The following is a 25440-nucleotide window of genomic DNA, read 5'->3' as shown; positions in this document are numbered from 1 at the left end:
CCCGGAATGACGGAAGAGAGAAGAGACCATGAACTTCGACGACACCCCGCAGGAAGCCGAATTCCGCGCCACCGCGCGCGCCTGGATCGGCGCCAATGCGCCCAGGCAGTACGAGGAGGAGCTGCGCAAATCCTCGCTGGGCCGCACGCAGCTCAAGAATGCCAACATTCTGGAAGTGGCAAAGGCCTGGCAGAAGAAGAAAGCCGATGCCGGCTGGGCCTGTCTGCACTGGCCGAAGGAATATGGCGGCCGTGGCTCATCGCCGATCGAGCGCGTGATCTGGCAGCAGGAGGAGGGGCCGTTCGGCAAGCTCTCCCACATGTTCATCATCGGCCACGGCATGTGCGGGCCGACCATGATGGCGTTCGCGCGCGAGGAGCATAAGCGCAAATATCTGCCGCCGCTCGCGTCCGGCGAGAAGGTCTGGTGCCAGCTGTTCTCCGAGCCCGCCGGCGGCTCCGACGTCGCGGGTCTGCGCACGCGCGCGGAAAAGGATGGCGACGACTGGGTCATCAATGGCCAGAAGATCTGGACCTCAGGCGCGCATTATTCGGACTACGGCATCCTCCTGACCCGCACCGATCCGACCGTGCCCAAGCACAAGGGCCTCACCATGTTCTTCCTGGACATGAAGAGCCCGGGCGTCGAGGTGCGGCCGATCAAGCAGGCGAGCGGCGCCTCCGATTTCAACGAGGTCTATTTCACCAATGTGCGCATCCCCGACCATCAGCGTCTCGGCGAGGTCGGCGACGGCTGGAACGTCTCGCTGACCACGCTGATGAACGAACGCATGTCGATCGGTGCGGGCGTCTCGACCGGCTTTCCGGAGCTGTTCGAATATTGCTCGAGCCTGATGCTTGTGGACGGTCCCGCGATCGAGGACCGCGCGGTGCGCTCCAAGCTCGCCAACTGGGCGGTGAAGGCGAGCGGCCTGCGCTACACCAGCATGCGCGCGATCTCGGCACTGTCGAAAGGCGAGCGGCCAGGGCCCGAGAATTCCATCGGCAAGCTGGTGGCGGGCTCCATGATCCAGGATGTCGCGACCTACGCGTTGGATTTGCAGGGCGCCGCCGGCGTCGTCAGCGGTCCCGAGGATGCCGAGCTCGCCGGCCGCTTCCAGGCGATGCTGCTGCGCGCGCCGGGCACGCGTGTCGAAGGCGGCACGGACGAGATCATGCGCAACATCATCGCCGAGCGGGTGCTGGGCCTGCCCGGCGACATCCGTGTCGACAAGGACGTGCCGTTCAACAAGATCCCGACGAAGGGCAGGAATTAGCCGTCATTCCGGGGCGGCTCGAAGAGCCGAACTATGATGTGCAATTGCACATCTGAGAATCTCGAGATGTGTAGGTAACCTCTGGATTCCGGGTTCGCGCGTTGCGCGCCCCGGAATGACAAAAAGGGAAGCTCCATGAATTTCGACGATACGCCGCAGGAAGCCGCATTCCGCGAGACCGCGCGCAAATGGGTCGAGGCCAATGCGCCCAGGGAGTTGCATGCCGAGCTGTCAAAATCCTCGCTTGGCCGCATCCGGCTTGCGCACCACGACATCGTCGATGTCGGCAAGGCCTGGCAGAAGAAGAAGTTCGAGGGCAACTGGGCCTGCCTGCACTGGCCGAAGGACTATGGCGGCCGCGGCGCGACGCCGATCGAACGCGTGATCTGGCAGCAGGAGGAGGGCGTCTACGGCAAGCTGACGCAGCCGTTCCAGATCGGCGAGGGCATGTGCGGCCCGACCGTGATGGCCTTCGGCAGCGAGGACGCCAAGCGCCGGTACCTGCCGAAGCTCGCCTCGGGCGAGGAGATCTGGTGCCAGCTGTTCTCCGAGCCGGCCGCCGGCTCCGACGTTGCGGGCCTGCGCACCCGCGCGGAGAAGAAGGGCGACGATTGGGTCGTCAACGGCCAGAAGATCTGGACCTCGGGCGCGCATTATTCCGACTATGGCCTCCTGATCGCGCGCACCGATCCGAATGTGCCCAAGCACAAGGGTCTCACCATGTTCTTCCTGGACATGAAGAGCCCGGGCGTCGAGGTCCGTCCGATCAAGCAGGCCAACGGCATGCAGGAGTTCAACGAGGTCTATTTCACCGACGTCGTGATCCCTGACAGCCAGCGGCTGGGCGCGGTGGGCGAGGGCTGGAGCGTGTCGCTGACCACGCTGATGAACGAGCGCATGTCGATCGGCGCGCGGCTCGCAACCGGCGTGCCCGAGATGTTCGAGTTCTGCTCGAATCTGATGCTGGAGGACGGGCTCGCCATCGACGATCCCGCCGTGCGTTCCAAGCTTGCGAGCTGGGCGGTGAAATCGAGCGGGCTGAAATACACCAGCTACCGCGCGATCTCGGCGCTGTCGAAGGGCGAGCGGCCGGGCCCGGAAAACTCCATCGGCAAGCTGGTCTCGGGCATGATGCTCCAGGACATCGCGACCTACGCCATGGACCTGCAGGGCGCGGCCGGCGTTCTCACCGGCACGGACGAGGAGACGGTGCAGGGCCAGTTCCAGCAGATGCTGCTGTCCTCGCCCTCGATGCGCATCGCCGGCGGCACCGACGAGATCCTGCGCAACATCATCGCCGAGCGGGTGCTGGGATTGCCGGGCGATATCCGTGTCGATAAGGACGTGCCGTATAACAAGATCCCGACCAAGGGACGGTAGACGTCATTCCGGGGCGATGCGTAGCATCGAACCCGGAATCCCGAGATTGCGGATCGAGATTCCGGGTTCGCGCTTCGCGCGCCCCGGAATGACAGAAGAGAGAATTCCATGGACGCGAAAGCACCCAGCCACTCCACCCAAGACCGCATCGCCGTGCTCGAAGAGCTCCTCAACGAGCGCTACTCCGTCCGCGCCTTCCTGCCCAAGGAGGTCGACCGCGCCACCATCGAGCATGTGCTGACCACTGCGCAGCGCACGGCGTCATGGTGCAACAGCCAGCCCTGGCAGGTCATCATCGCCAGCGGCGCCGCCAAGGAGCGCTTTCGCCAGGCGATCTACAAGGAAGCTTCTGGCGGTCTCGGTGACGACTATGATTTCACCCCGCCGCGCGAATATGTCGGGGTCTATCTCGAACGCCGCCGCGAGAGCGGCTTCCAGCTCTACAACACGCTCGGCATCGCCCGCGGCGACAAGACGGCCTACGCCCGGCAGGCGCTGGAGAACTACAATTTCTTCGGCGCGCCGCATGTCGCGGTCATCCACACCAACGAGCCGCTCGGCATCTACGGTGCGATCGATTGCGGCGCCTATGTCTCGAACTTCATGCTGGCCGCCCAGGCGCTCGGGCTCGGCACCATTCCGCAGGCGGCGCTCGCGCGCCATTCCGGCCTGATCCGCCGCCATTTCAACCTGCCGGACGATCGCCGCGTCGTCTGCGGCATCTCGTTCGGCTATGCCGACCACGCCCACAAGGTCAACAGCTACCGCACCTCGCGCGCGAGCGTCGCCGATACCGTGACGTTGGTGGAGGAGTAACGGGGCGGTCCCAAGCGCGCCAACGCATGCGCGCACGAAGGCGGCCGCGGAAACGGCCGCCTTCGTCTCATCCCGGTTCGGTTGGCGCCGGTAGCTAGCCGCCGCTGCCGCCGATCACGGCGCGCACAGTCTCGTCAGGCCCGAAATCCTCGGCGCCGTCGACATAGAGCAGTGCGGCGAGCTTCGAACGCGCGCGATTGACGCGGCTCTTGATGGTGCCGACCGCACAGCCGCAGATCGAGGCCGCGTCCTCATAGGAGAAGCCGGAGGCGCCGACCAGGATCAAGGCTTCACGCTGGTCCTGCGGAAGCTTGTCGAGGGCGGTGCGAAACTCCTCGAACTCGAGATGCGCGTTCTGCGACGGCTGCGTCTTCAGCGTCTTGGCGTAGTTGCCCTCGGCATCCTCGACCTCCCGCCGCCGCTTGCGATAGTCGGAGCGGAACAGATTGCGCAGGATCGTGAACAGCCACGCCGGCAGGTTGGAGCCGGGCTGGAACGAGTCGATGTTGGCAAGCGCGCGAAGCAGCGTCTCCTGCACCAAATCATCGGCGCGGTCCGCATTGCCGCTGAGCGAAATGGCGAAGGCGCGTAGACTAGGCACGGCCGCCAGGATGTCGTTACGCAGGGAGTCCGTGAGAGGCATTAATCCCTCCCATTGTTGTTGTCGTTGGATCCGCCCTCATTTTCCACGTGGGGTGTCGCTCCCTGTGCATCAAGCTTCTTGATCAGTTCTGCGAACCGATCCGGAACCCCCTGCCGCACCACGTCATCGTACATGGCGCGCAGCTGATGCCCGATCCGGGATTGGATCTCCGGAGTGAGCCCTCCCTTGCCGGGGGTCGTGCTTTTGCTGGCTTGAGACTTGAGATCTTTCATGACCTGTTCCACGTTTCCCCGAGTTAAGTGACTGCAAAATCGAGAATTTTTCTCAACCGGGAGCCGTTCCCTGGTTAGGCACAATGCGACGTAAGAGAAAAAGTTCCGTCCGCGGCGGAACTTTTCTTGGCCCGAGGCGTAGTCAGCCAGCAGGGGAACCCGGGCCCCCCGCGTAACGCCTGGACCTCGAAGGTTTGGCCCGAAGATGAATGGAGTGGGGATGTCCCGTTCACAGCTTGTTGCTGAGCACTTGCCGTTGTTGCGCAGGTACGCGCGCGCCCTGACGGGCAGCCAGGCCTCCGGTGACGCCTATGTCGCAGCCATGTTGGAAGCGATGCTGGGGGATCCGTCGGTGCTCGACGAGAGCCACGGACCGCGCGCCGGCCTGTTTCGGCTATTCACCCAGATCTGGAATTCAGTCTCCGTCAACGATGACGCCGAGGTGACCACTCTGCCGATGCCGCCCGAGCGGCGGCTGTCGAACATCACGCCGCTGCCGCGGCAGGCCTTCCTGCTGCTTTCGCTGGAAGGCTTCTCGGAAGAGGAAGTCGCTTTCATTCTCGGCACCGATGTCGCGGAGACGCGGCGGCTCGCGGACACCGCCGGGCGCGAAATGGCGGCCGAGATCGCCACCGACGTGCTGATCATCGAGGACGAGACTTTCATCGCCATGGACCTCGAAAGCCTGGTGAAGAATCTCGGCCACAACGTCGTGGGCGTTGCCCGCACCCATGCCGATGCGGTGGCGCTGGCCAAGAACAAGCGGCCCGGCCTGATCCTCGCCGACATCCAGCTCGCCGACGGCTCGTCGGGCCTGGATGCCGTCAACGAATTGCTGCGCACCTTCGAGGTGCCGGTGGTGTTCATCACCGCGTACCCTGAGCGCTTCCTCACCGGCGAGCGCCCCGAGCCGGCATTCCTGATCTCAAAACCGTTCCAGCCGGCGATGGTGTCGGCGGTGGCGAGCCAGGCGCTGTTCTTCCAGCGCAACTCGCGCAACCGCACGCCGAAGGCGCCGGCGGCGTAAGGAAGCTGACTTCGAAACGAGGACGGCGCGCTGCAAGGCACGCCGTCTTTTGTTTTGCATGGACTTTCGTTCAGCAGCCTCGGCAGACGCTGTTGAGCTTGGTCTTCAACTTGGCTTCGTCCTCGACCCACGACGATGCATTGGACTGTCCTTTGGGCATGGTCCCATCCAAAGTCATGAGGACGGTGACTCTCTGGAGGTCGTCGTTCGCCTCGGGAGGTGGCTTCGGAAACGGCGCTGCTCTTTCCACCATCGCAAGGGCTGCCGTATCGAGCAGTCGGGAGCCCGTGCTTTCGACGAGCGCGCGCGAAATCAATTTGCCCGAACGGTCGACCACGAATGTGACGCCAGCGTCGCCTCTCTGGCCAATTGCTCCCGGAGGAAACCCTCTGTTGCGCCAGACATGCTCGGTCACCGCTTTTCGCCAGGTAGCCATGGCATCGGGTACGGTGGAAGCGGGAACCGGTGCGACTGTCACCAATCCCGAGGGCGGTATCTGGAATTGACGTCCACTGAAAACGATCGGCACGGTGAAAGAGAACGAAGGCTCTGTCAGCTCCGCAGGAGCCTCCGGAAACGGTTGAGCACGCTCGACGATCGCAAGCGCAGCAGCATCGAGCGGTGGCGAGCCGGTGCTCTCCACTAACGTTCGCGAGATCAGTTTACCGGACCGGTCCATGACGAACGTAACCTTGGCCTCACCGGTTTGACCCATTGCGGCGGGCGGAAATTGCGTTCTGCTCGCGATGTGCGCCCGCAGCCGCATCTTCCAGGCCTTGACGTTGTCGTTCGGCGCGTCGGTCTGTGCGTGGGACGGGAAAGCTGTCAGCAATCCGAGAAGTGCGGCCAGCAAGGGGAATTTCATCGGCATCGGTGCGGATACTAGTCGCGGTATGGTTGATTGCAAGTCATACTGCTCGCATCGCGCTTGTCGCGCTGCGGTCGATTCGAATAGCGGCAAAGCTTCGCCTGCTTGACGACGGCCAAATTGACCCGTTGGTGCATCGGGGCAATGACAGCCCATCAGGACCTAGCCGTCAGGAGATTTGCTTATGGACCAGCAGCTGCTCGATCGCCTCACCATCCGCGATCTCGTCGAGAACTGGGCGGTGTGGCGCGACGCCGGGGACTGGGAGCGCTTTGCCACGGTCTGGCATGACGAGGGCTGGATGTCCGCCACCTGGTTTCAGGGCCCGGCGCGCGATTTCATGCGTGTCAGCCAGGAGGGCTTCGCCAGGGGCGTGCGCATCCTGCATTTCCTCGGCGGCACCAGCATCGACCTGTCCGGTGAGCGGGCCATCGCGCAGACCAAGATGACGATCTCGCAGCGGGCCCTGGTGCACGACGTGCTCTGCGACGTCGTCTGCACCGGACGCTTCTACGATTTCCTGGAGAAGCGGCAGGACCAATCAGGTATTGGCAAATGGGGCATCGTCCGCCGCCAGCCGATCTACGAGAAGGACCGGATCGATCCGGTCGACCCCGCCGCGACGCTTCAGCTTGACCAGAAGGCGCTGGCTGCGTTGCCCGAAGGCTATCGCCATCTCGCCTACATGCAGGAGCTGATCGGCTACAAGGTCAAGCGCGATATGCCCGGCCTGACCGGGCCGGAGGTCGAGAAGCTCTACGGTGAGGGACGGAAGTGGCTGGCCGGGAAGGCGAAGTGAGTCGCAGGTCGAAGTGAGCCCCAGATAAAAGTAAGGCGCGACTGGCATCACCACAGTCGCGCCCTACGTCGCCGGCTTATGGGGCAGGGGGGAATAGCCGGCTGCTGAGACGACTCGCAGATGCTGGAGTCGTTCCAAGGGTTGCGAAATATTTTGCACGACCTTCGGCCTTTCTCGCACACGGTTAAGTGATCGTAACGGCCGAGAACTCCCGATCCTCCCCTCGCGTTGTTCCCGCGATCGCCATGGGGCGAGGGATTGACAGCCATGTCACAGATTCAAAAGGTATTTTTGGGCGCCGTCGCGATTGCCGCAACGCTCGGTGCCGTGCAACTGGCCTCCGGCCACGATCTGGCCGACCGCTGGCAGGCGGTCGCCGACAAGCCGAGCCAGGCTCCCAGCCACAACATCGATCGTGCCGGCAAGACCGACCGGCTTGCCGAGCTCAAGCCGGCGCCGGTTCCCACCCGCACCGTGTCGATGCGGCTCAACGACCTCGCCGATACGTCGGTGCTGATGCGGGTCCCCGCGGTGATCGAGACCGGCAACGCCAAGCCGCCGGTGCTGCTCCAGAACCAAAAGCAGAACCAGAGGCAGGGCCGCAACAAGCCGACGATCGCCTGCGAGCCGATGGTCAGCTCCCTGACCGAGGTCGCCAAGCTGCTGCAGCCCGGCCGCTGTGTGACCTGATCGCCCGTTGGCGGAAGGTCGGCTCCGGCGCGGGCGGACGCCGGCCCCTCACATCCTCTTGATCCGCTGTCGCGTCGCGTTATATCCCGGCTTTCCCTTTTGATTGACCGGGTAAACGCATGACGACGTCAGATACGGCCGCGCATACGCAGCCTTTCCAGGCCGAGGTTTCCGAGCTCCTGCACCTGATGGTGCACTCCGTCTATTCGGAGACCGATATCTTTCTGCGCGAGCTCGTCTCCAACGCCTCCGATGCCTGCGACAAGCTGCGCTACGAGGCGATTGCAAGTCCGGCGCTGCTGGGCGAGGGCGACGCGCTCAAGATCCGCATCATCCCGAACAAGCAGGCCACGACGCTCACGATCGCCGACAACGGCATCGGCATGGAGCGGCAGGAGCTGATCGACCATCTCGGCACCATCGCCCGCTCCGGCACCAAGGCGTTCGTGTCCAAGCTGAAGGAGGCCAAGGACGGTCTCGGCCTGATCGGCCAGTTCGGCGTCGGCTTCTATTCGGCCTTCATGGTCGCCGAGAAGATCGTCGTGATCAGCCGCCGCGCCGGTGAGAGCGACGTCTGGTCCTGGACGTCTTCCGGCGGCTCCGGCTTCGAGATCGCTCGCGCCGGCGATGAGGACGCGGCACGGGTGGCGCGTGGCACCGAGATCGTCCTGCACCTCAAGGACGATGCCAAGAAATATCTCGAGACCTACGAGATCGAGCGCGTCGTCGGGGCCTATTCCGACAACATCCTGTTCCCGATCGAGCTCGTGCCGGAAGAGGGCGAGCCGCGCCAGATCAACTCGGCGAGCGCGCTGTGGCAGCGCTCGAAGTCCGAGCTTTCGGCGGAGGACTACAAGAAGGCCTATCAGCAGATCGCCTCCGCCTTCGACGATCCCGCCATGACGCTGCACTATCGGGCCGAGGGTCGCTATTCCTACGCCGTGCTGCTGTTCGCGCCGTCGACCAAGCCGTTCGACCTGTTCGAGCCGAACCGCAAGGGTCGGGTCAAGCTCTATGTCCGCCGCGTCTTCATCACCGACGATGCCGACCTGCTGCCGGGCTATCTGCGCTTCATCCGCGGCGTCGTCGACAGCGAGGATCTTCCGCTCAACATCTCCCGAGAGATGCTGCAAAACAATCCGCAGCTCGCGCAGATCCGGAAAGCCGTGGCGACCCGCGTCGTATCCGAGCTGGAAAGCCTTGCCGCCAAGGATGCCGAGAATTTCGCCAAGATCTGGGACGCCTTCGGCGCGGTGCTGAAGGAAGGCATCTACGAGGATTTCGAGCGCCGCGAAAAGCTGCTCGCATTGTCGCGCTTCACCACGACGTCGGGCGAGAAGCGTTCGCTCAAGGACGTCATCGCCGATTTCAAGCCGAACCAGACCGAGATCTACTATCTCGTCGGCGACAGCGTCGAGCGGCTGAAGTCCAATCCGCGGCTGGAGGCGGCGGCCGCGCGCGGCATCGAGGTGCTGCTGCTGTCCGATCCCGTCGACGCCTTCTGGACCTCGATGCCTACCGAGTTCGACGGCAAGCCGCTGAAGTCGCTGAGCCAGGGCGATCTCAATCTCGACCTGATTCCGCGCGTCGACGCGACGGACGAGGCGAAGAAGGACGAGCCGGCCGCTGACGAGGCCGCCACCATCGCCGTGATCAAGGCCGCGCTCGGCGAGCGCGTCGGCGACGTCAAGGCCTCGACGCGCCTCACCAGCTCCGCCTCCTGCCTCGTCGCCGACGGCCAGGGTCCGAGCCGCGAGCTCGAGCGCATCCTGTCGCAGCAGAACCGCGGCATGAAGACCAAGCCGATCCTGGAGATCAATCTGCGTCATCCGCTGGTCGCGGCGATCGCCAGGGCCGAGGCGGGCGCGAAAGCCGTCGACGATCTCAGCCTGCTCCTGCTCGAACAGGCGCAGATCCTGGACGGCGAATTGCCGGAAGACCCGGCGGCATTTGCGGCGAGACTGAACCGGCTGGTGCTGCAGGGGCTCGGCGGCTAGCGCCGCTTGGCGCGCTGCTTTGTGCAGCGCACTCTGCTCACCATGGTGTTATCTGTCTTCGGGAATGGTCGCGAGCTGCGTGGTGTTATGCCATATGAAACCATCGGCATCAGCTTCGCCGAGCCACCGATTTGAGGATTTCCCCATGCGCCTGCCGTTCCTGACCCTCACCGCGATATTCACGCTGCTGGGCGCGGCCGATGCCAGCGCGCAGAGGTACGATCCGGCCTATCCCGTATGCATGCACCGCTGGGTCGGCGGCGGCGGCGGCTTGGGTGGCGGGGGTGGCGACTATTATGACTGCTCCTTCACCTCGTTGGAGCAGTGCCGTGCCACGGCGTCGGGCCTTGCGGCGACCTGCGACCTCAATCCCTATTACGCCTTCAACCAACAGCCGCCGCCCCGCCGCCGTTACAAGAAGGTGCACTAAAGCGCGATGAGATGAGGATGAATCATCATCGCGCTTTAGGTTGTTGTTTGAGCATGATCTTTTCGGAAAACCGCTTCGCACTTTTCCGGATCATGCTCTAGCGATCCCGGACGCACCCCGGGGACATTCTGCATTCATCGCGCTTTCGGTCTGATCACGCGCGTCGGTGCGTTGCCGGCGGCCGCGAGGGTGGCTGCGTGGTTGTCGCGCCCGCAAGAATCGCTCCAAAGCCGCGCTGATTCCGCCGGCTTGGTCAGGGGCGACGACAGTTAATCTGCTCCTAACCGGGTTTTACCTTGTCTCTTAACACCTGGGCAGGACGCGCAGTCTAAGCTGTCGGAACCAGCAAAGACGTTCCGAAAGAATGAACGGCATGACGACCGGTGTCATCGAGCAGCCGAAAACCGCGCGCGCGCCTTCGGCTTCAAAGATCTGGCTGAAGGCGATCGAGCTCACCGCGCGGATCGAGACGCTGCCGGGCCGCCTGTTCGCCGATGTCATCGACGATTGGGCGCAGCGCCAGCCTGATCGTGTCGCGCTGATCGCAGACGAAACGACTCTCGCCTACGGAGGCCTGTCGAAGCGGATCAACCGCTATGCGCGGTGGGCGCGCTCGGCCGGCGTGGCCAAGGGCGACACCGTCGCCCTGATCATGCCGAACGGCATCGACTATGTCGCGGCCTGGCTCGGCATCAGCCGCGTCGGAGGTGTGGTCGCGCTGCTCAATACCAAGCTGGTGGGACAATCGCTCGCGCATTGCCTCGACGTCGCCAAGCTCTCGCATATCATCGTTGCGCATGAGCTGGCAGAGATGCTGGAAAGCGCCACGCCGCATCTGAAGACGCAGGCCAAGATCTGGACGCATGGCGATGCCCGCAGCGAACGCGCCATCGACGTCGCGCTTGCCGCGCTTGACGATAGCCCGCTTTCGCCCGACGAGCACGGGGACGTCACCATCGACGACCGTGCGCTGCTGATCTACACCTCCGGCACCACCGGCCTGCCGAAAGCCGCCAGCATCAGCCATCGGCGTATCCTCAACTGGGGTTTTTGGTTTGCCGGCCTCACCGGCGCGAGCCCGCAGGACCGGCTCTATGACTGCCTGCCGCTGTTCCACTCGGTCGGCGGCATCGTCGCGCCGTGCAGCATGCTCGCTGCCGGCGGCTCGCTGGTGATCGCGGAAAAATTCTCGGCTTCGAACTTCTGGTCCGACATCGTGCGGCATGACTGCACGCTGTTCCAGTACATCGGCGAGCTCTGCCGCTATCTGCTCAAGGCGCCGCCGTCGGAATATGAGAACCGGCATCGTCTGCGGCTCGTCTGCGGCAATGGCCTGCGCGGCGACATCTGGGAAGATTTTCAGGCGCGCTTTGCCATTCCCCGCATCCTCGAATTTTATGCTGCGACGGAAGGCAATTTCTCGCTGTTCAACGTCGAGGGGCAGCCGGGCGCGATCGGCCGCATTCCCCCGCTGCTCGCGCATCGCTTTCCCGCGAGCCTCGTCAAGCTTGACCCGGATAGTGGTGCGCCGCTGCGCAATGAAGAGGGTTTTTGCCTCGCCTGTGCCCGCGGCGAGCCCGGCGAAGCGATCGGCCGCATCGGCACCGCGGACCAGGGCGGCGGCCGTTTCGAGGGCTATACCGACGCCGGCGAGACGGAGAGGAAGATTCTTCGCGACGTTTTCGCCAAGGGCGATGCCTGGTTTCGCACCGGCGATCTGATGCGGCTCGACGACAAGGGCTTCTTCCATTTCGTCGACCGCATCGGCGACACCTTCCGCTGGAAGGGCGAGAACGTCGCGACCTCGGAAGTCAACGACGCGGTGCGCGATTTCACCGGCGTGATCGATGCCACCACCTACGGCGTCAGCGTTCCCGGCGCCGACGGCCGTGCCGGCATGAGTGCGGTTGTCGTGAATGAGGGCTTTGACATCGAAGCGCTGCCGGCGCACCTCGCGCAGCGCCTGCCGGCCTATGCCCGTCCCGTCTTCATCCGCATCTCGCGCGAGCTCGATGCGACCGAGACCTTCAAGCAGAAGAAGGCAGATCTCGCGCGCGAGGGCTTTGATCCCGGCAAGATTGCCGATCCTCTGTACGTGGCGGACCCGAGATCCGGCGCCTACGTGGAGCTCGATTTCCAGACCTATACGCAAGTTAACGACGGCACGATCAGGCTGTGACACCGCGAAAATCCAGAGATAGGTCCAATTTTATCTGAATTGTCCAAGAAGCCATTTACTTCTGTCGGGTAAACAAGCGGCCATGGGGAGGCGGTCATCAAGAGCCGCCGCAACGAACGATCGATAACAAGAGCGAGCAAGCCATGTCGGTACGGTCTAAGGTCATTGAGGCGATCCAGCAGATCGCCAAAGAGCAGCACGTCACGCTTCCGGAACTGTCGGACGATCTGTCCCTGCATGAGACGGGCTTCGACTCGCTCGCTTTCGCAATTCTTGTCGCACGCCTCGAGGACGAGACCGGCGTCGATCCCTTCACCATTTCCGAGGACGCAGCGTTCCCCGCCACGGTGGGCGATTTCGTGCGGGCCTACGAAAATGTCCCCGCGTGAGATCTTTGCGCTCCGCGACCATCTTGGCGCGGAGCTGAAGGGCCGCACGCTGTCGGACGCGCACGATGTCGTGTCGCTGACCGACATTCTGTCGCAAACCGTGCTGGGCGGCCGCCTGCACGAGCTGTCAGGCCGCGCGGTGCTGCTGAAATTGTCCGATCAGCTCCGGTCGGGCCTTGCCATGATCGAGCTCGACGGCATCGCCCGTCGCATGCTGCTGTGTCCGCCGGATCTCAACCCGGCGCATCTCGACGTGCTGATCGCGGATGCCGGGATCGATGCCGTCGTGACTGACGAGCCGGATCGCTGGGCGGGCTCGGGCATCGCCCTGATCGTCACCGCACAATTGCCGCTTCAAGCCACCGCTCCGGCGAAGACGGAGCGCGCCACGGAATGGCTGATGCTCACCTCGGGCACGTCGGGCGTGCCGAAAATCGCCGGCCATACGCTGGAGGCGCTGACCGGCGTGATCGTCGCCGAAGGTCCCGCGCGCGGGCCTGTGCCGGTATGGGCGACGTTCTACGACATTCGCCGCTATGGCGGTCTGCAAATCTTCCTCCGCGCCATCCTCTCCGGCGGCTCGATGGTGCTGTCCGATCCGCATGAAGCGCTGGGCGATCACGTCACGCGGCTGAACGCGCGCGGCGTTTCCCACATCTCCGGCACGCCATCGCACTGGCGCAAGCTGCTGATGAGCGGTTCGGCAACGCAGTTTGCGCCGCGCTACGTCCGCCTCTCCGGCGAGATCGCCGATCAGGCGGTGCTGGACGGGCTGAAGGTGGCGTTTCCGAATTCGTCCATCGGCCATGCCTATGCCTCGACCGAGGCCGGCGTCGGCTTCGCCGTCAATGACGGGCTCGAAGGCTTTCCGGCCGACTATCTCGGCAACCGCAGCGGCGTCGAGATGAAGGTCGTCGACGGCTCGCTGCGTATCCGCTCGACGCGCACCGCGCACGCATATATCGGCCGCAACGCCGCCGCTCTCGCTGATGCGGACGGATTTGTCGACAGCGGCGACATCGTCGAGTTGCGGGGCGACCGCTATTATTTCGTCGGCCGCCGCGGCGGCATCATCAATATCGGTGGGCTGAAGGTTCACCCTGAAGAGATCGAGGCGGTGATCAACCGCCATGCCGATGTACGGATGTCGCGGGCGAAGTCGCGGCGCAGCCCGATCACCGGCGGCATCGTCGTGGCCGACGTGATCCTCGCCGACGGCACCGATCCGGGACGGGCAAAGGAGATCCGCGACCAGATCCTGGACCAGTGCCGAGCGCAGCTTGCCTCGCACAAGGTGCCGGCGGTGATCCGCTTCGTCGAGGCGCTCGACGTCACCCCGGCCGGAAAACTGGCGCGCACCGATGCATAATGTCCTCGTCACCGGCGGCAGCCGTGGTATCGGCCTTGCGATTGCAAGGCGCCTCGTCGACGCCGGCTACAACGTGATTGCAGCCGCTCGGCGCGAGAGCGACGAGCTCAAGGCGGCGATTGCCGGGTCCGAGGGGCGTCTGCATTTTCGCGCCTGCGATCTCGCGGTGATCGACGCGATCCCGGCTTTCGCCAAACTCGTGCGCGACGAGTTCGGCCCGATCTACGGCCTCGTCAACAATGCCGGCCTCGGCACCGAAGGCCTGCTCGCGACCATGCACAATTCGGAGATCGAGGCGCTGGTGCAGCTCAACGTGCTGTCGCCGATCATCCTCACCAAATACGTCGCGCGTCAGATGATGGCCGATGGCGCAGGGCGCATCATCAACATCTCATCCATCATCGCCACCACCGGCTATAACGGCCTCTCGGTCTATGGTGCGACCAAGGCCGCCGCCACCGGCTTCACCCGTTCGCTCGCGCGCGAGGTCGGAAAACTCGGCATCACCGTGAACGCGATCGCGCCGGGTTTCATCGACACCGAGCTCACGCATAATCTCTCAGACGAGGGGCGCAAGCGCATCGCCGGTCGCAGCGCGCTGCGCCGTTTGCCGGAGACCGATGACGTCGCGCGCATGGCGGAATATCTCCTGGGCGAGGGCGGCCGCAACGTCACCGGCACTGTGTTCACGATCGACGCGGGGAATACGGCGTAGCGGAACCTCGCCGCGATGCACGAGTTGATCTGGCTCAATTTGAATTCACTGGATTTGATCGTAAGATGCCCAGCAATCGGTTGGGTTACGTCAATCGATCTGCCCTAATCGACAGGGAGCAGTCCATGACCGCTTCGAACCTGGGCCGGACGTCAGCAGAGCAGTCTCGCGCGAAGCCCGACGATGTCCCTTGCCAGCCGATGTCGCATCAGAATTCCGGCGATCACGGCCATGAAATGTATCCGCAGCAATTCGTGCGGCTGGTCGGCTGTCACGATGTCCCCGCATCGGCGGTGCGCAAGCGTCAGGACGAGAAGCTGCATTAGAACGTTTTCGAGCGAAGTGGATACGCGGTTCGCGCAAAGAAAACGCATCAAAACTCTGGCTGCTCACGTCCGATGCTTCGGCAGGTCGATCCGCTGGTGTGAAAATTCCGGTGGCCCCTCGGTGAGGCGGCGGATGCGGCGCTCGCGTTCGTCGGCCGGCAATGCTGGATCGAGCAGGCGCTCGATCTCGTGCACCGCGATGTCTTCGATCTGGGTGGCATCCGGGGCGACCGGATGCGTGGCTGCCGGTCCGGCAGGCGCGATCTTCAGCCCCAATTCGACGAGCTTGCAGATGGCCTCGGAGCGCGACAGGCGGTGGGCTTCAGCCCAGGCATCGACGGCTGCGGTCACCCTTTCCGGCATCTTCACCGCGCTGATTGCGTCGAGGCCCGTCTGCCGGCTGACGGATGACGTCGAGTCCTTGTTGCCGAAGTCGGACACTTCGATGATCCCGCGCAATCATTTTCGATAAATCAAGAGTAAACACGATTTGCAGCGGGCTGTTTGATGCCGATCAATGACGAACTGCGGCATTGCAGCGCGCTGCGATCTTGTTGTCCGGGTCCATTTCGGCCAATGATCGGGACGTCGCGCAGGGCCGGTCGGCGAACCCGGATCGATCCTGCCGCGTATCTGTTGCGCAGCGCGCCTCCCAACCCATCCGGCATCATCCGATGACATCAGGCGAATCCTTCTACGGCGGCATTCCGGTCTTCCGCGGTTTCACCAGCCTGATGGATCCGGTGCTGTATTCGCCGCTGCCGGACGACTGGAGCATCGGTGTTGCCGACATCGTCGATTCCACCAAGGCCATCGCGGCGCAGCGCTACAAGGCGGTCAACATGGCCGGCGCCGCCGTAATCGCGGCGGTGACGAACGCGTTGGAGGGGCGCGAATTCCCCTTCGTGTTCGGGGGCGACGGTGCGAGCTTTGCGGTCGCGCCCGGCGATCTCGGTCGTGCCCGCGAGGCCCTGGCCGCGACCACGACCTGGGTGCGGGAAGATCTCGATCTCAGCATGCGCGTCGCGCTGGTGCCGATGAGCGCCATCCGGGCGCAGGGGCTCGACGTGCGCGTCGCGCGCTTCGGTCCGTCGGCCAATTTGTCCTATGCGATGTTCTCCGGCGGCGGGCTCGCCTTCGCCGACGCCGCGATGAAGCGTGGCGAGTTCGCGGTCGCCCCGGCGCCCGACGGCACGCAGCCCGATCTCTCCGGCCTGTCCTGCCGCTTCGAGGTGATGCCGGCCTCGCGCGGACTGATCCTGTCGGTGCTGGTGATGCCGGCGCGCGGCGCCGATCCGCATGCCTTCCGCAAGGTGATCGAGGATATCATCCACCTCGTCGAGCGCAGTCCGGATGGCGGCCGTCCGGTGCCGGCGCAGGGACCGCCGCTGAAATGGCCGCCGCAGGGGCTGGACTATGAGGCCCGCACCAGGCGCGGAGGCCCACTGCTCGCACGCCGCGCCAGCGTGCTGGCCTATACGCTGTTCGTCTATCTGATCATGCGTTTTGATCTCAAGGTCGGCGGCTTCGTGCCCGATCTCTACAGGCGTCAGGTGGTCGAGAACTCCGACTTCAGGAAATATGACGACGGCCTGCGCATGATCCTCGACTGCACGCCGGAGCTCGAGCGCGCCCTGAGCGACCGTCTGGCGGCGGCCGCGCGCGCCGGCATCGTCCGCTATGGCCTCTACCCGCAGGACGCCGCGATGATGACCTGCTTCACGCCATCGGCGCTGCGCAGCGACCACGTGCATTTCATAGACGGCGCGCGGGGCGGCTACGCCTCGGCGGCAACGGCGCTGAAGGCGATGGTGGCGGCCGCGACTTAATGTCCCGCGCGCGTCCAGGTCTCGCCGCCGCAGAGGGCGCCGACGCAGCCTTCGACCCGCAGCGAATCCGCGCCCGTGACGCTGATGCTGCTCGCGTAGGTGCTGCCGTCGTCGGCATTGTAGATCTGGCCCGACCATTTGCTCGGACCCGACGGCTGCATGCCACTGAACAATGGCAGGCCGATCATCGGGCGTCTGGCGAGGGCGGGATTGGGGTTCTTGCTGTCGGTCGCGGGCTGGCCGGTCGCGGTGTCGTGGGGCTCACGCAGCCAGACGATCACGCCGCAAAGGCCGCCGCCGCACTTGCTGATCTTCACGCGGGCATCGCCTGCCTGGGTGAGCCAGGTGCCGTCGGCGCTCTGCGCATGCGCTGCGGTCGCGCCAAACAGCGCAGCCAGGAGGGCGGAGAGAATCACGAATCTGCTGAACATGGACAGTGCCCCAAATGGAGGCGCCTCCATAGCAGCCCGGCAGGATAGTGCAACGCTGGATGGAATCACATTCCCGCGCTCATTTGCCCCAGTACCGACGTCCGACCGGTCGCTCAGGGCTCACCAGGGCAGGCCGCAGAGGTCAATCGTGCCCAGCGTCGGCGCACGGACGACGTCGAAGACGTAAGGCGCCATGTAGTCGAAGCGGATTCGTCCCTCCGGCTGTTCGCAATAGACCTCGCCCGTGAAGGGTTGCCATTTGCGGGCCTCGTAGAACGCAAAATTGTGCGGCTCGCAGAACAGCAGCCCGAAGCGGACCGCCTCGTTGGCGCGCAAGGTGTGCATGGCGGCGTCGATCGCCATGGTCGCATAGCCGCGGCCGCGACGGTCCTCGCGGGTGCAGACGCCGCCGAGGCCGCCGACATGCACCTTGCGTCCGTTCCAGGTGATGGTGCGGAAATAGATGCCGACATGGCAGACGAGCCCGTCCTCGGGCGTCTCGATCAGCACGCGAAGGTCGGGGTTGGCCCATTTGACGTGACCCCAGGACAGCTTCTCGACGATGTGCGGTCCCCAGACCCCATGAAGCAGCGGCTTCGCAATCGGCCACGAGGCGCCGCCGTTCAAGATGTCAATCTCGATGCTCATCGCTCTCTCTTCTTCGCATCTCTGCGCCGTGGTGCGTTCGTTCCGCCATAAGCGCCTCAAAGGCAAGGATATTTTGCGGCGAACCGCCAGCCCGGTTGAGACGCCCACATCGCTGCGGCGAAGTTGTGCAATCGGGTCACGCCGTGGCATCACGCATATTCGCAATTTGGCGGTATTTAACGACGCAGGAACCTTCTATAAGGGGTGACCGTTAGAACTCGTTCCCACCAGTTGCGGACAAGAACCCATGACCTTTACGCTGCCCCCACTCCCTTACGCCTATGACGCCCTCGGCCAGTATATGTCGAAGGAGACGCTGGAATATCATCACGACAAGCATCATCAGGCCTACGTCACCAACGGCAACAACGCGCTCAAGGGGACCGAATGGGAAGGCAAGTCCCTTGAGGAGATCGTCAAGGGCTCGTTCGGCAAGAACCCCGCGGTGTTCAACAATGCCGGCCAGCACTACAACCACATCCACTTCTGGAGCTGGATGAAGCCGAATGGCGGCGGCACCAAGCTGCCCGGCAAGCTCGAGAAGAAGATCAACGAGGACCTCGGCGGCTTCGAGAAGTTCAAGACCGACTTCCAGGCGGCCGGCGTCGGCCAGTTCGGCTCCGGCTGGTGCTGGCTCCAGGTCAAGAACGGCAAGCTCGAGATCTCCAAGACCCCGAACGGCGAGAATCCGCTGGTGCATGGCGCCACCCCGATCCTCGGCTGCGACGTCTGGGAGCACTCCTACTACATCGACTATCGCAACCGCCGTCCGGACTATCTGAAGGCGTTCGTCGAGAACCTCGTGAACTGGGAATACGTCGAGTCCCTGTTCGACAAGGCTTAAGAATTTACTCGGTCATTCCGGGGCGCCCGAAGGGCGAACCCGGTATCTCGAGATTCCGGGTTCGATGCTGCGCATCGCCCCGGAATGACAACCAGGGCGGTCGCGTGCGCGGCCGCCTTTTTTGCTGTGCGGAATTCGATTGCCGCCAGCATGGGCCTGCGCGACGCGCGCATCGCTTCCGCTATCGAACTGTTTGCATCGTGTGGTCGCCGCCCTTAATCAGGACGGGCATCCCCTTCGAGCCGACCCGAGCCCGTTGTCAGAATCTTCCCCGAGAGAGCCGGCGCCTGCCGAGGACGCGGAGTCCGAGCCGCGGCCGGGGCGCGTGCGCAAGCCGATCGGCTGGTCGACCATCATCATCGCGGTCCTAGTGGCGGTGAGCGCGGGTCTGGTCTGGCGGCGTGACGGCACCGCCGGTGTTCTCGACATTCTCACCCACGACCTCTCGCTGTTCGGCGGCATCCTGCCGCGCGTGCTTGCCGGCTGCCTGCTTGGCGCGCTCATCTCGGAAATCCTGCCGCACGAGAAAGTCTCGCGCTCGCTCGGGCCGAAATCCGGCCTGATGGGTCTTCTGATCGGCACCGCCTTCGGTGCGATCCTGCCCGGCGGGCCCTTCACCGCCTATCCGGTGGCGAGCGCGCTGCTCGCGGTCGGCGCCGATTTCGGCGCCACCATCGCCATGGTCGTGAGCTGGACGCTGATCGGCTACGGCCGGGCGGTGGCCTGGGAAATCCCGATCATGGGCACCGACTTCACGCTGTGGCGGATCGTGATCTCGCTGCCGCTGCCGGTGCTGGCCGGCGCGCTCGGCCGCTTCGTCTATGTCCGGCTCTATCCGAAGCCGGCGATGAAGGACGACGAGACGTGAGCGCCGCGCTCCTGATCGACATCCTGCTCTGGGGCTCCGTGCTTGGCGTCGGGCTGATTGCCTTCCGCCGCGGCCCTGCAGTGTTCAAGGCTTCGCTGCGCGAAGGCTCGATGGACTTCATCAACATCGTGCCGCGGATCGCGCTGGGGGTGATCGGCTCCGGCTACATCGCCGCCATCATCCCGCAGGAGGTGATCACCGGCTGGCTCGGCCCGGACAGCGGCTGGCTCGGGGTTGCGTCCGCCGTGGTCGCCGGCGCCGCCACCCCGGGCGGGCCGGTGATCGGCTTCTCCATCGGCACGGTGGCGCTGAAGTCGGGCGGCGGGGTGCCGCAGGTGGTCGCCTATGTCGTCGCCTGGGCCCTGTTCGCGTTCCAGCGGGTGATCCTGTGGGAAATCCCGTTCATGCCGGCCCGTTTCGTCTGGTTCCGCTGCGCGGTGTCGGTGCCGTTCCCGTTCGTGGCCGCGGCCATCGCGATGGTGATCGGCAGGCCGTGAGAGGTTGAAAATCTTGGACGTCATTCCGGGGCGGCTCAAAGAGCCGAACCCGGAATCTCGAGATTCCGGGTCTGGTCCTTCGGACCATCCCGGAATGACAACTGGGGTCGTGGACAGCCGTAATGTTATAATATAACGTCCTTGCATGGTTCCCGCCGCGTCTCACGCCCGTCACCACGACCATTCCCAAGGTCATTCCCATGACCACGGCCATTCGCACGGTCACGACCACACCCATGCCCATGTCCATGATGCGGCTTCGCCGCATCCGGTCCAGGCGGCGCCGTGGTCGATCCTGCGCATGACCATGGCGGGACGGCTCACGGCCGCGCTCGCCGTCTGCGCCGTGCTCTGGGGCATGGTCTTTCTGGCGATGAGGTGACCATGGCGGCGCTGCATTTTCACAATGTCACGCTCGGCTATGACCGGCATCCGGCCGTGCACCATCTCAGCGGTGAGGTTGCACCCGGCGCGTTGGTCGCCGTGATCGGCCCGAACGGCGCCGGCAAGTCGACGCTGCTGCGCGGCATCGTCGGCATCCTGAGGCCGCTCGACGGCAGCATCCATCTCGGCGGGCTCGACAGCAGGGACGTCGCCTATCTGCCGCAAAGCGCGGAGATCGACCGCAGCTTCCCGATCTCGGTGTTCGATTTCGTCGGCACCGGGCTGTGGCGCGGGACCGGCCTGTTCGGCGGCATCGGCAAGGCTGCGCGCGGAAAAATCCTTCATGCGATCGCGGCCGTGGGCCTCAGCGGCTTCGAGAACCGCCCGATCGGCACGCTCTCGGGCGGGCAGATGCAGCGGGTGCTGTTCGCGCGCGTGCTGCTCCAGGACGCGAGCCTGATCGTGCTCGACGAGCCCTTCAATGCCATCGACAGCAAGACCACGGCCGATCTCCTGGCACTGGTGCAGCACTGGCACCGCGAGGGCCGCAGCGTGCTGGCGGCGCTGCATGACCTGGAGATGGTGCGCAGCCATTTCACCGAGACGCTGGTGCTGGCGCGCGGCCCCGTGGCCTGGGGGCCGACGGCGGAGGTGCTGACGCCGGAAAACCTGATGGTCGCGATGCGCATGTGCGCAGCTTTCGACGACAGCGCCACGGCCTGCGCGGCCGACAATGGACGATCGCAGGCGGCGTGATAACAGATGCTCCATGACGCGCTGATCGGCCCGTTCACCGAATTCGAGTTCATGCGGCGGGCGCTTGCCGCTGTGATCGCGCTGTCGCTCGCCGGTGCGCCGATCGGCGTGTTCCTGATGCTGCGGCGGATGAGCCTCGTTGGCGACGCCATGGCGCACGCGATCCTGCCCGGCGCGGCGGTCGGCTTCCTGCTCTCCGGCCTCAATCTGTTTGCGATGACGGCCGGCGGCCTGATCGCCGGCTTTGCGGTCGCGATCCTGGCCGGCGTGGTCGCGCGCTCGACGGGGCTGAAGGAGGACGCGTCGCTCGCCACCTTCTATCTGGCCTCGCTGGCGCTCGGCGTCACCATCGTCTCGATCAAGGGCACCAATATCGACCTGCTCCACGTGCTGTTCGGCAACATCCTCGCGATGGACGACCAGACGCTGCTGGTGGTCGCCTTCAACGCCACGGTGACGCTGCTCGTGCTCGCGGTGATCTACCGCCCGCTGGTGATCGAGAGTGTCGATCCCCTGTTCCTGCGCACCGTGAGCCGGGCCGGCGGGCCTGCGCACCTCGCCTTCCTCGCGCTCGTCGTCATCAACCTCGTCAATGGCTTTCAGGCGCTCGGCACGCTGCTGGCGGTCGGCCTGATGATCCTGCCGGCCGGCATCGCGCGATTCTGGTCGCGCGATCTCACCGCGATGATCTGCATCGCGGTCATTGCCGCAGCCGTCTCGGGTTATGCCGGCCTCGTGCTGTCGTTCCAGACCCGCGTGCCGTCGGGCCCTGCGATCATCCTTGTGGCGGCCGCGCTCTACGTCGTCTCGGTCCTGTTCGGCCGCGTCGGCGGTATCGTCCGGCAGCTGTTTCCCGGCCGCCATCTGGAAGCGTGACGATGCGGCTCATCCTGCTTTGTGTGCTGTTGCTGATCGCCACGCCGCTGCACGCCGGGGAGCGCCTCAATGTGGTCGCGAGCTTCTCGATCCTTTCCGATTTCGTCCGCAATGTCGGCGGTGATCGCGTCAACCTGACGACGCTGGTTGGCGCCGACAGTGACGTCCACGTCTACACACCGGCACCAAGCGATGCGAAGCGGATCGCGGACGCAAAGCTCGTCATCGTCAACGGGCTCGGACTCGAGGGGTGGCTGCCGCGGCTCGTGCAATCCGCGGGAAGCAAGGCGCAAGTGGTCACCGCGAGCACCGGTATCGTGCCGCTCAAGCTCGGCTCCGGCGCGGACCCGCATGCCTGGCAGTCCGTCCCCAACGTCAAGATCTATGTGACCAATATCGCCAATGCACTGGCCGCCGCCGCTCCGGAAGATGCGGATGTCTTCCGCGCCCAGGCCAAAGCCTATCTGGAAAAGCTCGAAACGATCGACCGCGAGGTGCGCGAGGCCGTGGCAAAAATCCCACCTGAGCGGCGCAAGGTGATCTCGACCCATGACGCCTTCGGCTATTTCGCCGCCGAATACGGCGTCCAGTTCATCGCCCCCCTGGGAGTCTCCACGGAGACCGAGCCCAGCGCGCGGGACATCGCAGCGATCATCGGCCAGATCAAGGCCGCGAGGATCCCGGCGGTGTTCCTGGAAAATATCAGCGACGACCGGCTGATCCGGCGGATCGCGGCGGAGACCGGGGCAAAGATCGGCGGGACCCTGATTTCGGACGGTTTGACCGGCGAAAAGGGGCCTGCCCCCACTTACATTGATATGGTCAGGCACAATATAAAGGCCCTGACCAGCGCGCTTGACCATTAGGGCAGGGGCCACCCAGCCTTGCGTCGCGCGAAAAGCCCGAAGTCCGGAGTTATTATGTCTGAAGCGACCTCTCAGAAAATTCCCGTGACCGTCCTGACCGGCTATCTCGGTGCCGGCAAGACCACGCTCTTGAACCGCATCCTGTCGGAAAACCACGGCAAGAAATACGCCGTCATCGTCAACGAATTCGGCGAGATCGGCATCGACAACGACCTCATCATCGGCGCCGATGAGGAAGTGTTCGAAATGAACAACGGCTGCATCTGCTGCACCGTGCGCGGCGACCTCGTTCGCATCATGGACGGCTTGATGAAGCGCAAGGGCAAGTTCGACGCCATCATCGTCGAGACCACGGGGCTGGCCGATCCGGCGCCGGTGGCCCAGACCTTCTTCGTCGACGAGGACGTGCAGAAGAACGCGCGGCTCGATGCGGTTGTGACGGTGGCGGACGCAAAGTGGCTGTCCGACCGTCTGAAGGATGCGCCCGAGGCCAAGAACCAGATCGCCTTCGCAGATGTCATCGTGCTGAACAAGACCGACCTCGTCTCCAAGGGCGAGCTCTCCGAGGTCGAGGCCCGCATCCGCGGCATCAACCCCTATGCGAAGCTGCATCGCACCGAGCGCTGCTCGGTGGCGCTCGCCGACGTGCTCGACCGCGGCGCATTCGACCTCGACCGCATCCTCGACATCGAGCCGGATTTCCTGGAGGCCGACGATCATGACCACGACCATGATCATCACCATCACGGCCACGATCATCATCACCACCATGATCACGGCCATGGCCTGAAGCACTATCACGACGAGGACATGCAGTCGCTGTCGCTCAAGACCGACAAGCCGCTCGATCCCAACGTGTTCATGCCTTGGCTCCAGAACCTGGTGCAGATCGAGGGTGGCAAGATCCTGCGCTCCAAGGGCATCCTCGCCTTCCACGACGACGACGACCGTTACGTCTTCCAGGGCGTCCACATGATGCTGGAGGGCAACCACCAGCGGAAGTGGAAGGAGGGCGAGCCGCGCGAGAGCCGTCTCGTCTTCATTGGCCGCGAATTGCCGGAAGAGGCTATCCGCAAAGGCTTCGAGAGCTGCATCGTCTCGTGATGACTGAGTTTACGCCGCCTCCCGATTCCGCCTCGATCGTCTCCGTCACCGACCGCGTCAAGCCGCTTGCGCTCGGCATGGGCGTGACGTCGGTACATTTCCTCGGCCCCCGCGCCGCCTTCGTCGGCGGCGAGGAGAACGTCGCGCTGGTCGACGCCAAGGGCGAGATCACCACGGTCGCCGTCCACAGCGGCGGCATTCTCTCGACGGCCTCCGACGGCAAGCGCCTCGTCATGGGCGGCGACGACGGCAAGGTCGTGTCGCTCGACGCCAAGGGCGAGGTGACGCTGCTCGCCACCGACCCCAAGCGGCGCTGGATCGATGCGGTGGCGCTGCATGCGGACGGCGCCTATGCCTGGTCGGCCGGCAAGACGGCCTTCGTCAAGAGCGGCAAGACCGAGGAGAAGTCGCTTGAGGTGCCCTCGACCGTCGGCGGTCTTGCCTTCGCGCCGAAGGGCCTGCGGCTTGCGATCGCGCACTACAATGGGGCGACGTTGTGGTTTCCCAACATGGCGGGATCGGCTGAATTCCTGCCCTGGGCCGGTTCGCATCACGGCGTCACCTTCAGTCCCGACAACAAATTCCTGGTCACCGCGATGCACGAGCCGGCGCTGCATGGCTGGCGGCTCGCCGACAACAGGCACATGCGCATGACCGGCTATCCCGGCCGCGTCCGCTCGATGTCCTGGAGCGCGGGCGGCAAGGCGCTGGCGACGTCAGGCGCGGACACAGTGATCCTGTGGCCGTTCGCCAGCAAGGACGGCCCGATGGGCAAGGAGCCCGCGATGCTCGCGCCGCTCCAGGCCCGCGTGTCGGTGGTCGTCTGCCATCCGAAGAACGACATCCTCGCCGCCGGCTACAGCGACGGCACCGTGCTGATGGTGCGGCTGGAGGACGGCGCCGAGATACTGGTCCGCCGCAACGGCACGCCGCCGGTTGCCGCGCTCGCCTGGAACGCCAAGGGCACACTGCTGGCGTTCGCCGATGAAAATGGTGACGGCGGATTGCTGGAGCTGTGAGGCGCGTTGTTTTCCAACGGCCTCTCCGCGTTATGTTAATTTTTTGTTAACTCGTAACATAACCGACAAGCAGCCCCTGTAGGGTCGCAGATGTAGAGAGCGCGGCGCGCAATTTCGAATTGCCGCCGCACGATTAATCGCGCCTGGCGCCGGCCTCTCCGGCGTCGGAGTGCGAATCGAA

At 64.6% G+C, this 25440-nt stretch carries 29 protein-coding genes; 23 read left to right on the top strand and 6 right to left on the bottom strand.

All coding sequences use genetic code 11. The features are described 5' to 3' along the window. The first annotated feature begins 28 nt into the window (after positions 1 to 28). The 3 genes from GPL20_RS06560 to GPL20_RS06550 all read left to right on the top strand — a co-directional run bounded on the left by GPL20_RS06560 (position 29) and on the right by GPL20_RS06550 (position 3472). Entirely contained in the window at positions 29 to 1276 is a 1248-nt protein-coding gene (locus GPL20_RS06560; RefSeq protein ID WP_157328776.1) for an acyl-CoA dehydrogenase, read from the top strand. 135 nt (positions 1277 to 1411) lie between these two features. Beyond that, positions 1412 to 2656, top strand: a complete 1245-nt coding sequence (locus GPL20_RS06555; RefSeq protein ID WP_157328775.1) for an acyl-CoA dehydrogenase — start codon at positions 1412 to 1414, stop codon at positions 2654 to 2656. Positions 2657 to 2764: 108 nt separating this feature from the next. Next, on the top strand, positions 2765 to 3472 hold the full coding sequence (locus GPL20_RS06550; protein ID WP_157328774.1) for a nitroreductase: 708 nt from the start codon (positions 2765 to 2767) through the stop codon (positions 3470 to 3472). Positions 3473 to 3566: 94 nt separating this feature from the next. Here the strand turns inward: GPL20_RS06550 and GPL20_RS06545 are convergent, their stop codons facing one another. Next, positions 3567 to 4115 carry a sigma-70 family RNA polymerase sigma factor gene (locus GPL20_RS06545; protein WP_018316216.1) on the bottom strand — a complete coding sequence of 183 codons (549 nt, stop codon included), beginning with the start codon at positions 4113 to 4115 and terminating at the stop codon, positions 3567 to 3569. Beyond that, on the bottom strand, positions 4115 to 4348 hold the full coding sequence (locus GPL20_RS06540) for a NepR family anti-sigma factor (RefSeq protein ID WP_157328773.1): 234 nt from the start codon (positions 4346 to 4348) through the stop codon (positions 4115 to 4117). Before GPL20_RS06540 ends, GPL20_RS06545 begins: the two co-directional genes overlap by 1 nt. 220 nt (positions 4349 to 4568) lie before the next feature. Here GPL20_RS06540 and GPL20_RS06535 point away from each other — a divergent pair, with 220 nt between their 5' ends. Continuing rightward, entirely contained in the window at positions 4569 to 5375 is an 807-nt protein-coding gene (locus tag GPL20_RS06535) for a response regulator (protein WP_167532919.1), read from the top strand. 70 nt (positions 5376 to 5445) lie between these two features. Here GPL20_RS06535 and GPL20_RS06530 read toward each other — a convergent pair whose 3' ends face one another. Further along, complete coding sequence (locus tag GPL20_RS06530; RefSeq protein ID WP_157328771.1) at positions 5446 to 6246, bottom strand: energy transducer TonB family protein; 801 nt, start codon at positions 6244 to 6246, stop codon at positions 5446 to 5448. Positions 6247 to 6427: 181 nt separating this feature from the next. Here GPL20_RS06530 and GPL20_RS06525 point away from each other — a divergent pair, with 181 nt between their 5' ends. From GPL20_RS06525 to GPL20_RS06485, 9 genes are all read left to right on the top strand, one after another. After that, on the top strand, positions 6428 to 7042 hold the full coding sequence (locus GPL20_RS06525; protein ID WP_157328770.1) for a nuclear transport factor 2 family protein: 615 nt from the start codon (positions 6428 to 6430) through the stop codon (positions 7040 to 7042). Between the two features lie 267 nt (positions 7043 to 7309). Continuing rightward, positions 7310 to 7732 (top strand): hypothetical protein, encoded by a 423-nt coding sequence (locus tag GPL20_RS06520; protein ID WP_157328769.1) that lies wholly within the window; start codon positions 7310 to 7312, stop codon positions 7730 to 7732. A gap of 119 nt (positions 7733 to 7851) precedes the next feature. After that, positions 7852 to 9729 (top strand): molecular chaperone HtpG, encoded by a 1878-nt coding sequence (gene htpG, locus GPL20_RS06515; RefSeq protein ID WP_157328768.1) that lies wholly within the window; start codon positions 7852 to 7854, stop codon positions 9727 to 9729. A gap of 145 nt (positions 9730 to 9874) precedes the next feature. Then, the gene (locus GPL20_RS06510; protein ID WP_157328767.1) at positions 9875 to 10159 is read left to right on the top strand and encodes a DUF3551 domain-containing protein; all 285 of its coding nucleotides are present in this window, start codon (positions 9875 to 9877) and stop codon (positions 10157 to 10159) included. A 364-nt stretch (positions 10160 to 10523) separates the two neighbouring features. Then, positions 10524 to 12338 (top strand): long-chain-acyl-CoA synthetase, encoded by a 1815-nt coding sequence (locus GPL20_RS06505; protein ID WP_157328766.1) that lies wholly within the window; start codon positions 10524 to 10526, stop codon positions 12336 to 12338. Positions 12339 to 12481: 143 nt separating this feature from the next. Next, on the top strand, positions 12482 to 12727 hold the full coding sequence (locus GPL20_RS06500) for an acyl carrier protein (RefSeq protein WP_157328765.1): 246 nt from the start codon (positions 12482 to 12484) through the stop codon (positions 12725 to 12727). Further along, on the top strand, positions 12714 to 14096 hold the full coding sequence (locus tag GPL20_RS06495; RefSeq protein WP_167532918.1) for a class I adenylate-forming enzyme family protein: 1383 nt from the start codon (positions 12714 to 12716) through the stop codon (positions 14094 to 14096). Before GPL20_RS06500 ends, GPL20_RS06495 begins: the two co-directional genes overlap by 14 nt. After that, entirely contained in the window at positions 14089 to 14811 is a 723-nt protein-coding gene (locus GPL20_RS06490) for an SDR family NAD(P)-dependent oxidoreductase (RefSeq protein WP_157328763.1), read from the top strand. Before GPL20_RS06495 ends, GPL20_RS06490 begins: the two co-directional genes overlap by 8 nt. A gap of 125 nt (positions 14812 to 14936) precedes the next feature. Beyond that, on the top strand, positions 14937 to 15137 hold the full coding sequence (locus GPL20_RS06485) for a hypothetical protein (protein ID WP_157328762.1): 201 nt from the start codon (positions 14937 to 14939) through the stop codon (positions 15135 to 15137). A 63-nt stretch (positions 15138 to 15200) separates the two neighbouring features. On the opposite strand, the gene GPL20_RS06480 is transcribed toward GPL20_RS06485, so the two are convergent. After that, complete coding sequence (locus GPL20_RS06480; RefSeq protein ID WP_254125300.1) at positions 15201 to 15587, bottom strand: hypothetical protein; 387 nt, start codon at positions 15585 to 15587, stop codon at positions 15201 to 15203. 224 nt (positions 15588 to 15811) lie between these two features. Here GPL20_RS06480 and GPL20_RS06475 point away from each other — a divergent pair, with 224 nt between their 5' ends. Further along, complete coding sequence (locus GPL20_RS06475) at positions 15812 to 16966, top strand: DUF3095 domain-containing protein (protein ID WP_157328760.1); 1155 nt, start codon at positions 15812 to 15814, stop codon at positions 16964 to 16966. On the opposite strand, the gene GPL20_RS06470 is transcribed toward GPL20_RS06475, so the two are convergent. Beyond that, positions 16963 to 17397 (bottom strand): DUF2147 domain-containing protein, encoded by a 435-nt coding sequence (locus GPL20_RS06470; protein ID WP_157328759.1) that lies wholly within the window; start codon positions 17395 to 17397, stop codon positions 16963 to 16965. The two genes, GPL20_RS06475 and GPL20_RS06470, sit on opposite strands and share 4 nt — an antisense overlap. A 120-nt stretch (positions 17398 to 17517) precedes the next feature. Then, positions 17518 to 18045 carry a GNAT family N-acetyltransferase gene (locus tag GPL20_RS06465; protein ID WP_157328758.1) on the bottom strand — a complete coding sequence of 176 codons (528 nt, stop codon included), beginning with the start codon at positions 18043 to 18045 and terminating at the stop codon, positions 17518 to 17520. Positions 18046 to 18292: 247 nt separating this feature from the next. On the opposite strand from GPL20_RS06465, the gene GPL20_RS06460 reads away from it, so the two are divergent. The 9 genes from GPL20_RS06460 to GPL20_RS06420 all read left to right on the top strand — a co-directional run bounded on the left by GPL20_RS06460 (position 18293) and on the right by GPL20_RS06420 (position 25259). Continuing rightward, positions 18293 to 18889: a superoxide dismutase gene (locus GPL20_RS06460; protein ID WP_026312923.1), complete on the top strand. Its 597-nt coding sequence runs from the start codon at positions 18293 to 18295 to the stop codon at positions 18887 to 18889. A gap of 256 nt (positions 18890 to 19145) precedes the next feature. Further along, a complete protein-coding gene (locus GPL20_RS06455) occupies positions 19146 to 19757 on the top strand; it encodes a permease (RefSeq protein WP_157328757.1) in 612 nt (203 codons plus the stop codon). Further along, positions 19754 to 20254, top strand: a complete 501-nt coding sequence (locus GPL20_RS06450) for a hypothetical protein (protein ID WP_212430446.1) — start codon at positions 19754 to 19756, stop codon at positions 20252 to 20254. The genes GPL20_RS06455 and GPL20_RS06450 overlap by 4 nt, the downstream gene beginning before the upstream one ends. Before the next feature lie 145 nt (positions 20255 to 20399). Beyond that, entirely contained in the window at positions 20400 to 20636 is a 237-nt protein-coding gene (locus GPL20_RS06445) for a hypothetical protein (protein WP_157328756.1), read from the top strand. Positions 20637 to 20638: 2 nt separating this feature from the next. Further along, entirely contained in the window at positions 20639 to 21394 is a 756-nt protein-coding gene (locus tag GPL20_RS06440) for a metal ABC transporter ATP-binding protein (protein WP_157328755.1), read from the top strand. A gap of 6 nt (positions 21395 to 21400) precedes the next feature. Then, the gene (locus GPL20_RS06435) at positions 21401 to 22270 is read left to right on the top strand and encodes a metal ABC transporter permease (RefSeq protein WP_157328754.1); all 870 of its coding nucleotides are present in this window, start codon (positions 21401 to 21403) and stop codon (positions 22268 to 22270) included. 2 nt (positions 22271 to 22272) lie between these two features. Next, positions 22273 to 23136, top strand: coding sequence for a metal ABC transporter solute-binding protein, Zn/Mn family (locus tag GPL20_RS06430; RefSeq protein WP_157328753.1), 864 nt, complete (start codon positions 22273 to 22275; stop codon positions 23134 to 23136). 54 nt (positions 23137 to 23190) lie between these two features. Next, the gene (locus GPL20_RS06425; protein WP_157328752.1) at positions 23191 to 24240 is read left to right on the top strand and encodes a CobW family GTP-binding protein; all 1050 of its coding nucleotides are present in this window, start codon (positions 23191 to 23193) and stop codon (positions 24238 to 24240) included. Next, entirely contained in the window at positions 24240 to 25259 is a 1020-nt protein-coding gene (locus GPL20_RS06420) for a WD40 repeat domain-containing protein (RefSeq protein ID WP_157328751.1), read from the top strand. Before GPL20_RS06425 ends, GPL20_RS06420 begins: the two co-directional genes overlap by 1 nt. Positions 25260 to 25440 lie beyond the last annotated feature (181 nt).

This window comes from Bradyrhizobium cajani, assembly GCF_009759665.1.
In the GTDB taxonomy this organism is placed as follows: domain Bacteria; phylum Pseudomonadota; class Alphaproteobacteria; order Rhizobiales; family Xanthobacteraceae; genus Bradyrhizobium; species Bradyrhizobium cajani.
This window is presented reverse-complemented; position numbering and strand designations above follow the sequence as displayed.

Excerpts from the sequence above, each read along its gene's own strand:
- GPL20_RS06560 (WP_157328776.1), top strand. The coding sequence starts at position 29 with ATGAACTTCGACGACACCCCGCAGGAAGCCGAATTCCGCGCCACCGCG.
- GPL20_RS06555 (WP_157328775.1), top strand. The coding sequence starts at position 1,412 with ATGAATTTCGACGATACGCCGCAGGAAGCCGCATTCCGCGAGACCGCG.
- GPL20_RS06550 (WP_157328774.1), top strand. The coding sequence starts at position 2,765 with ATGGACGCGAAAGCACCCAGCCACTCCACCCAAGACCGCATCGCCGTG.
- GPL20_RS06545 (WP_018316216.1), bottom strand. The coding sequence starts at position 4,115 with ATGCCTCTCACGGACTCCCTGCGTAACGACATCCTGGCGGCCGTGCCT.
- GPL20_RS06540 (WP_157328773.1), bottom strand. The coding sequence starts at position 4,348 with ATGAAAGATCTCAAGTCTCAAGCCAGCAAAAGCACGACCCCCGGCAAG.
- GPL20_RS06535 (WP_167532919.1), top strand. The coding sequence starts at position 4,569 with ATGTCCCGTTCACAGCTTGTTGCTGAGCACTTGCCGTTGTTGCGCAGG.
- GPL20_RS06530 (WP_157328771.1), bottom strand. The coding sequence starts at position 6,246 with ATGCCGATGAAATTCCCCTTGCTGGCCGCACTTCTCGGATTGCTGACA.
- GPL20_RS06525 (WP_157328770.1), top strand. The coding sequence starts at position 6,428 with ATGGACCAGCAGCTGCTCGATCGCCTCACCATCCGCGATCTCGTCGAG.
- GPL20_RS06520 (WP_157328769.1), top strand. The coding sequence starts at position 7,310 with ATGTCACAGATTCAAAAGGTATTTTTGGGCGCCGTCGCGATTGCCGCA.
- htpG (WP_157328768.1), top strand. The coding sequence starts at position 7,852 with ATGACGACGTCAGATACGGCCGCGCATACGCAGCCTTTCCAGGCCGAG.
- GPL20_RS06510 (WP_157328767.1), top strand. The coding sequence starts at position 9,875 with ATGCGCCTGCCGTTCCTGACCCTCACCGCGATATTCACGCTGCTGGGC.
- GPL20_RS06505 (WP_157328766.1), top strand. The coding sequence starts at position 10,524 with ATGAACGGCATGACGACCGGTGTCATCGAGCAGCCGAAAACCGCGCGC.
- GPL20_RS06500 (WP_157328765.1), top strand. The coding sequence starts at position 12,482 with ATGTCGGTACGGTCTAAGGTCATTGAGGCGATCCAGCAGATCGCCAAA.
- GPL20_RS06495 (WP_167532918.1), top strand. The coding sequence starts at position 12,714 with ATGTCCCCGCGTGAGATCTTTGCGCTCCGCGACCATCTTGGCGCGGAG.
- GPL20_RS06490 (WP_157328763.1), top strand. The coding sequence starts at position 14,089 with ATGCATAATGTCCTCGTCACCGGCGGCAGCCGTGGTATCGGCCTTGCG.
- GPL20_RS06485 (WP_157328762.1), top strand. The coding sequence starts at position 14,937 with ATGACCGCTTCGAACCTGGGCCGGACGTCAGCAGAGCAGTCTCGCGCG.
- GPL20_RS06475 (WP_157328760.1), top strand. The coding sequence starts at position 15,812 with ATGACATCAGGCGAATCCTTCTACGGCGGCATTCCGGTCTTCCGCGGT.
- GPL20_RS06470 (WP_157328759.1), bottom strand. The coding sequence starts at position 17,397 with ATGTTCAGCAGATTCGTGATTCTCTCCGCCCTCCTGGCTGCGCTGTTT.
- GPL20_RS06465 (WP_157328758.1), bottom strand. The coding sequence starts at position 18,045 with ATGAGCATCGAGATTGACATCTTGAACGGCGGCGCCTCGTGGCCGATT.
- GPL20_RS06460 (WP_026312923.1), top strand. The coding sequence starts at position 18,293 with ATGACCTTTACGCTGCCCCCACTCCCTTACGCCTATGACGCCCTCGGC.
- GPL20_RS06445 (WP_157328756.1), top strand. The coding sequence starts at position 20,400 with ATGGTTCCCGCCGCGTCTCACGCCCGTCACCACGACCATTCCCAAGGT.
- GPL20_RS06440 (WP_157328755.1), top strand. The coding sequence starts at position 20,639 with ATGGCGGCGCTGCATTTTCACAATGTCACGCTCGGCTATGACCGGCAT.
- GPL20_RS06435 (WP_157328754.1), top strand. The coding sequence starts at position 21,401 with ATGCTCCATGACGCGCTGATCGGCCCGTTCACCGAATTCGAGTTCATG.
- GPL20_RS06430 (WP_157328753.1), top strand. The coding sequence starts at position 22,273 with ATGCGGCTCATCCTGCTTTGTGTGCTGTTGCTGATCGCCACGCCGCTG.
- GPL20_RS06425 (WP_157328752.1), top strand. The coding sequence starts at position 23,191 with ATGTCTGAAGCGACCTCTCAGAAAATTCCCGTGACCGTCCTGACCGGC.
- GPL20_RS06420 (WP_157328751.1), top strand. The coding sequence starts at position 24,240 with ATGACTGAGTTTACGCCGCCTCCCGATTCCGCCTCGATCGTCTCCGTC.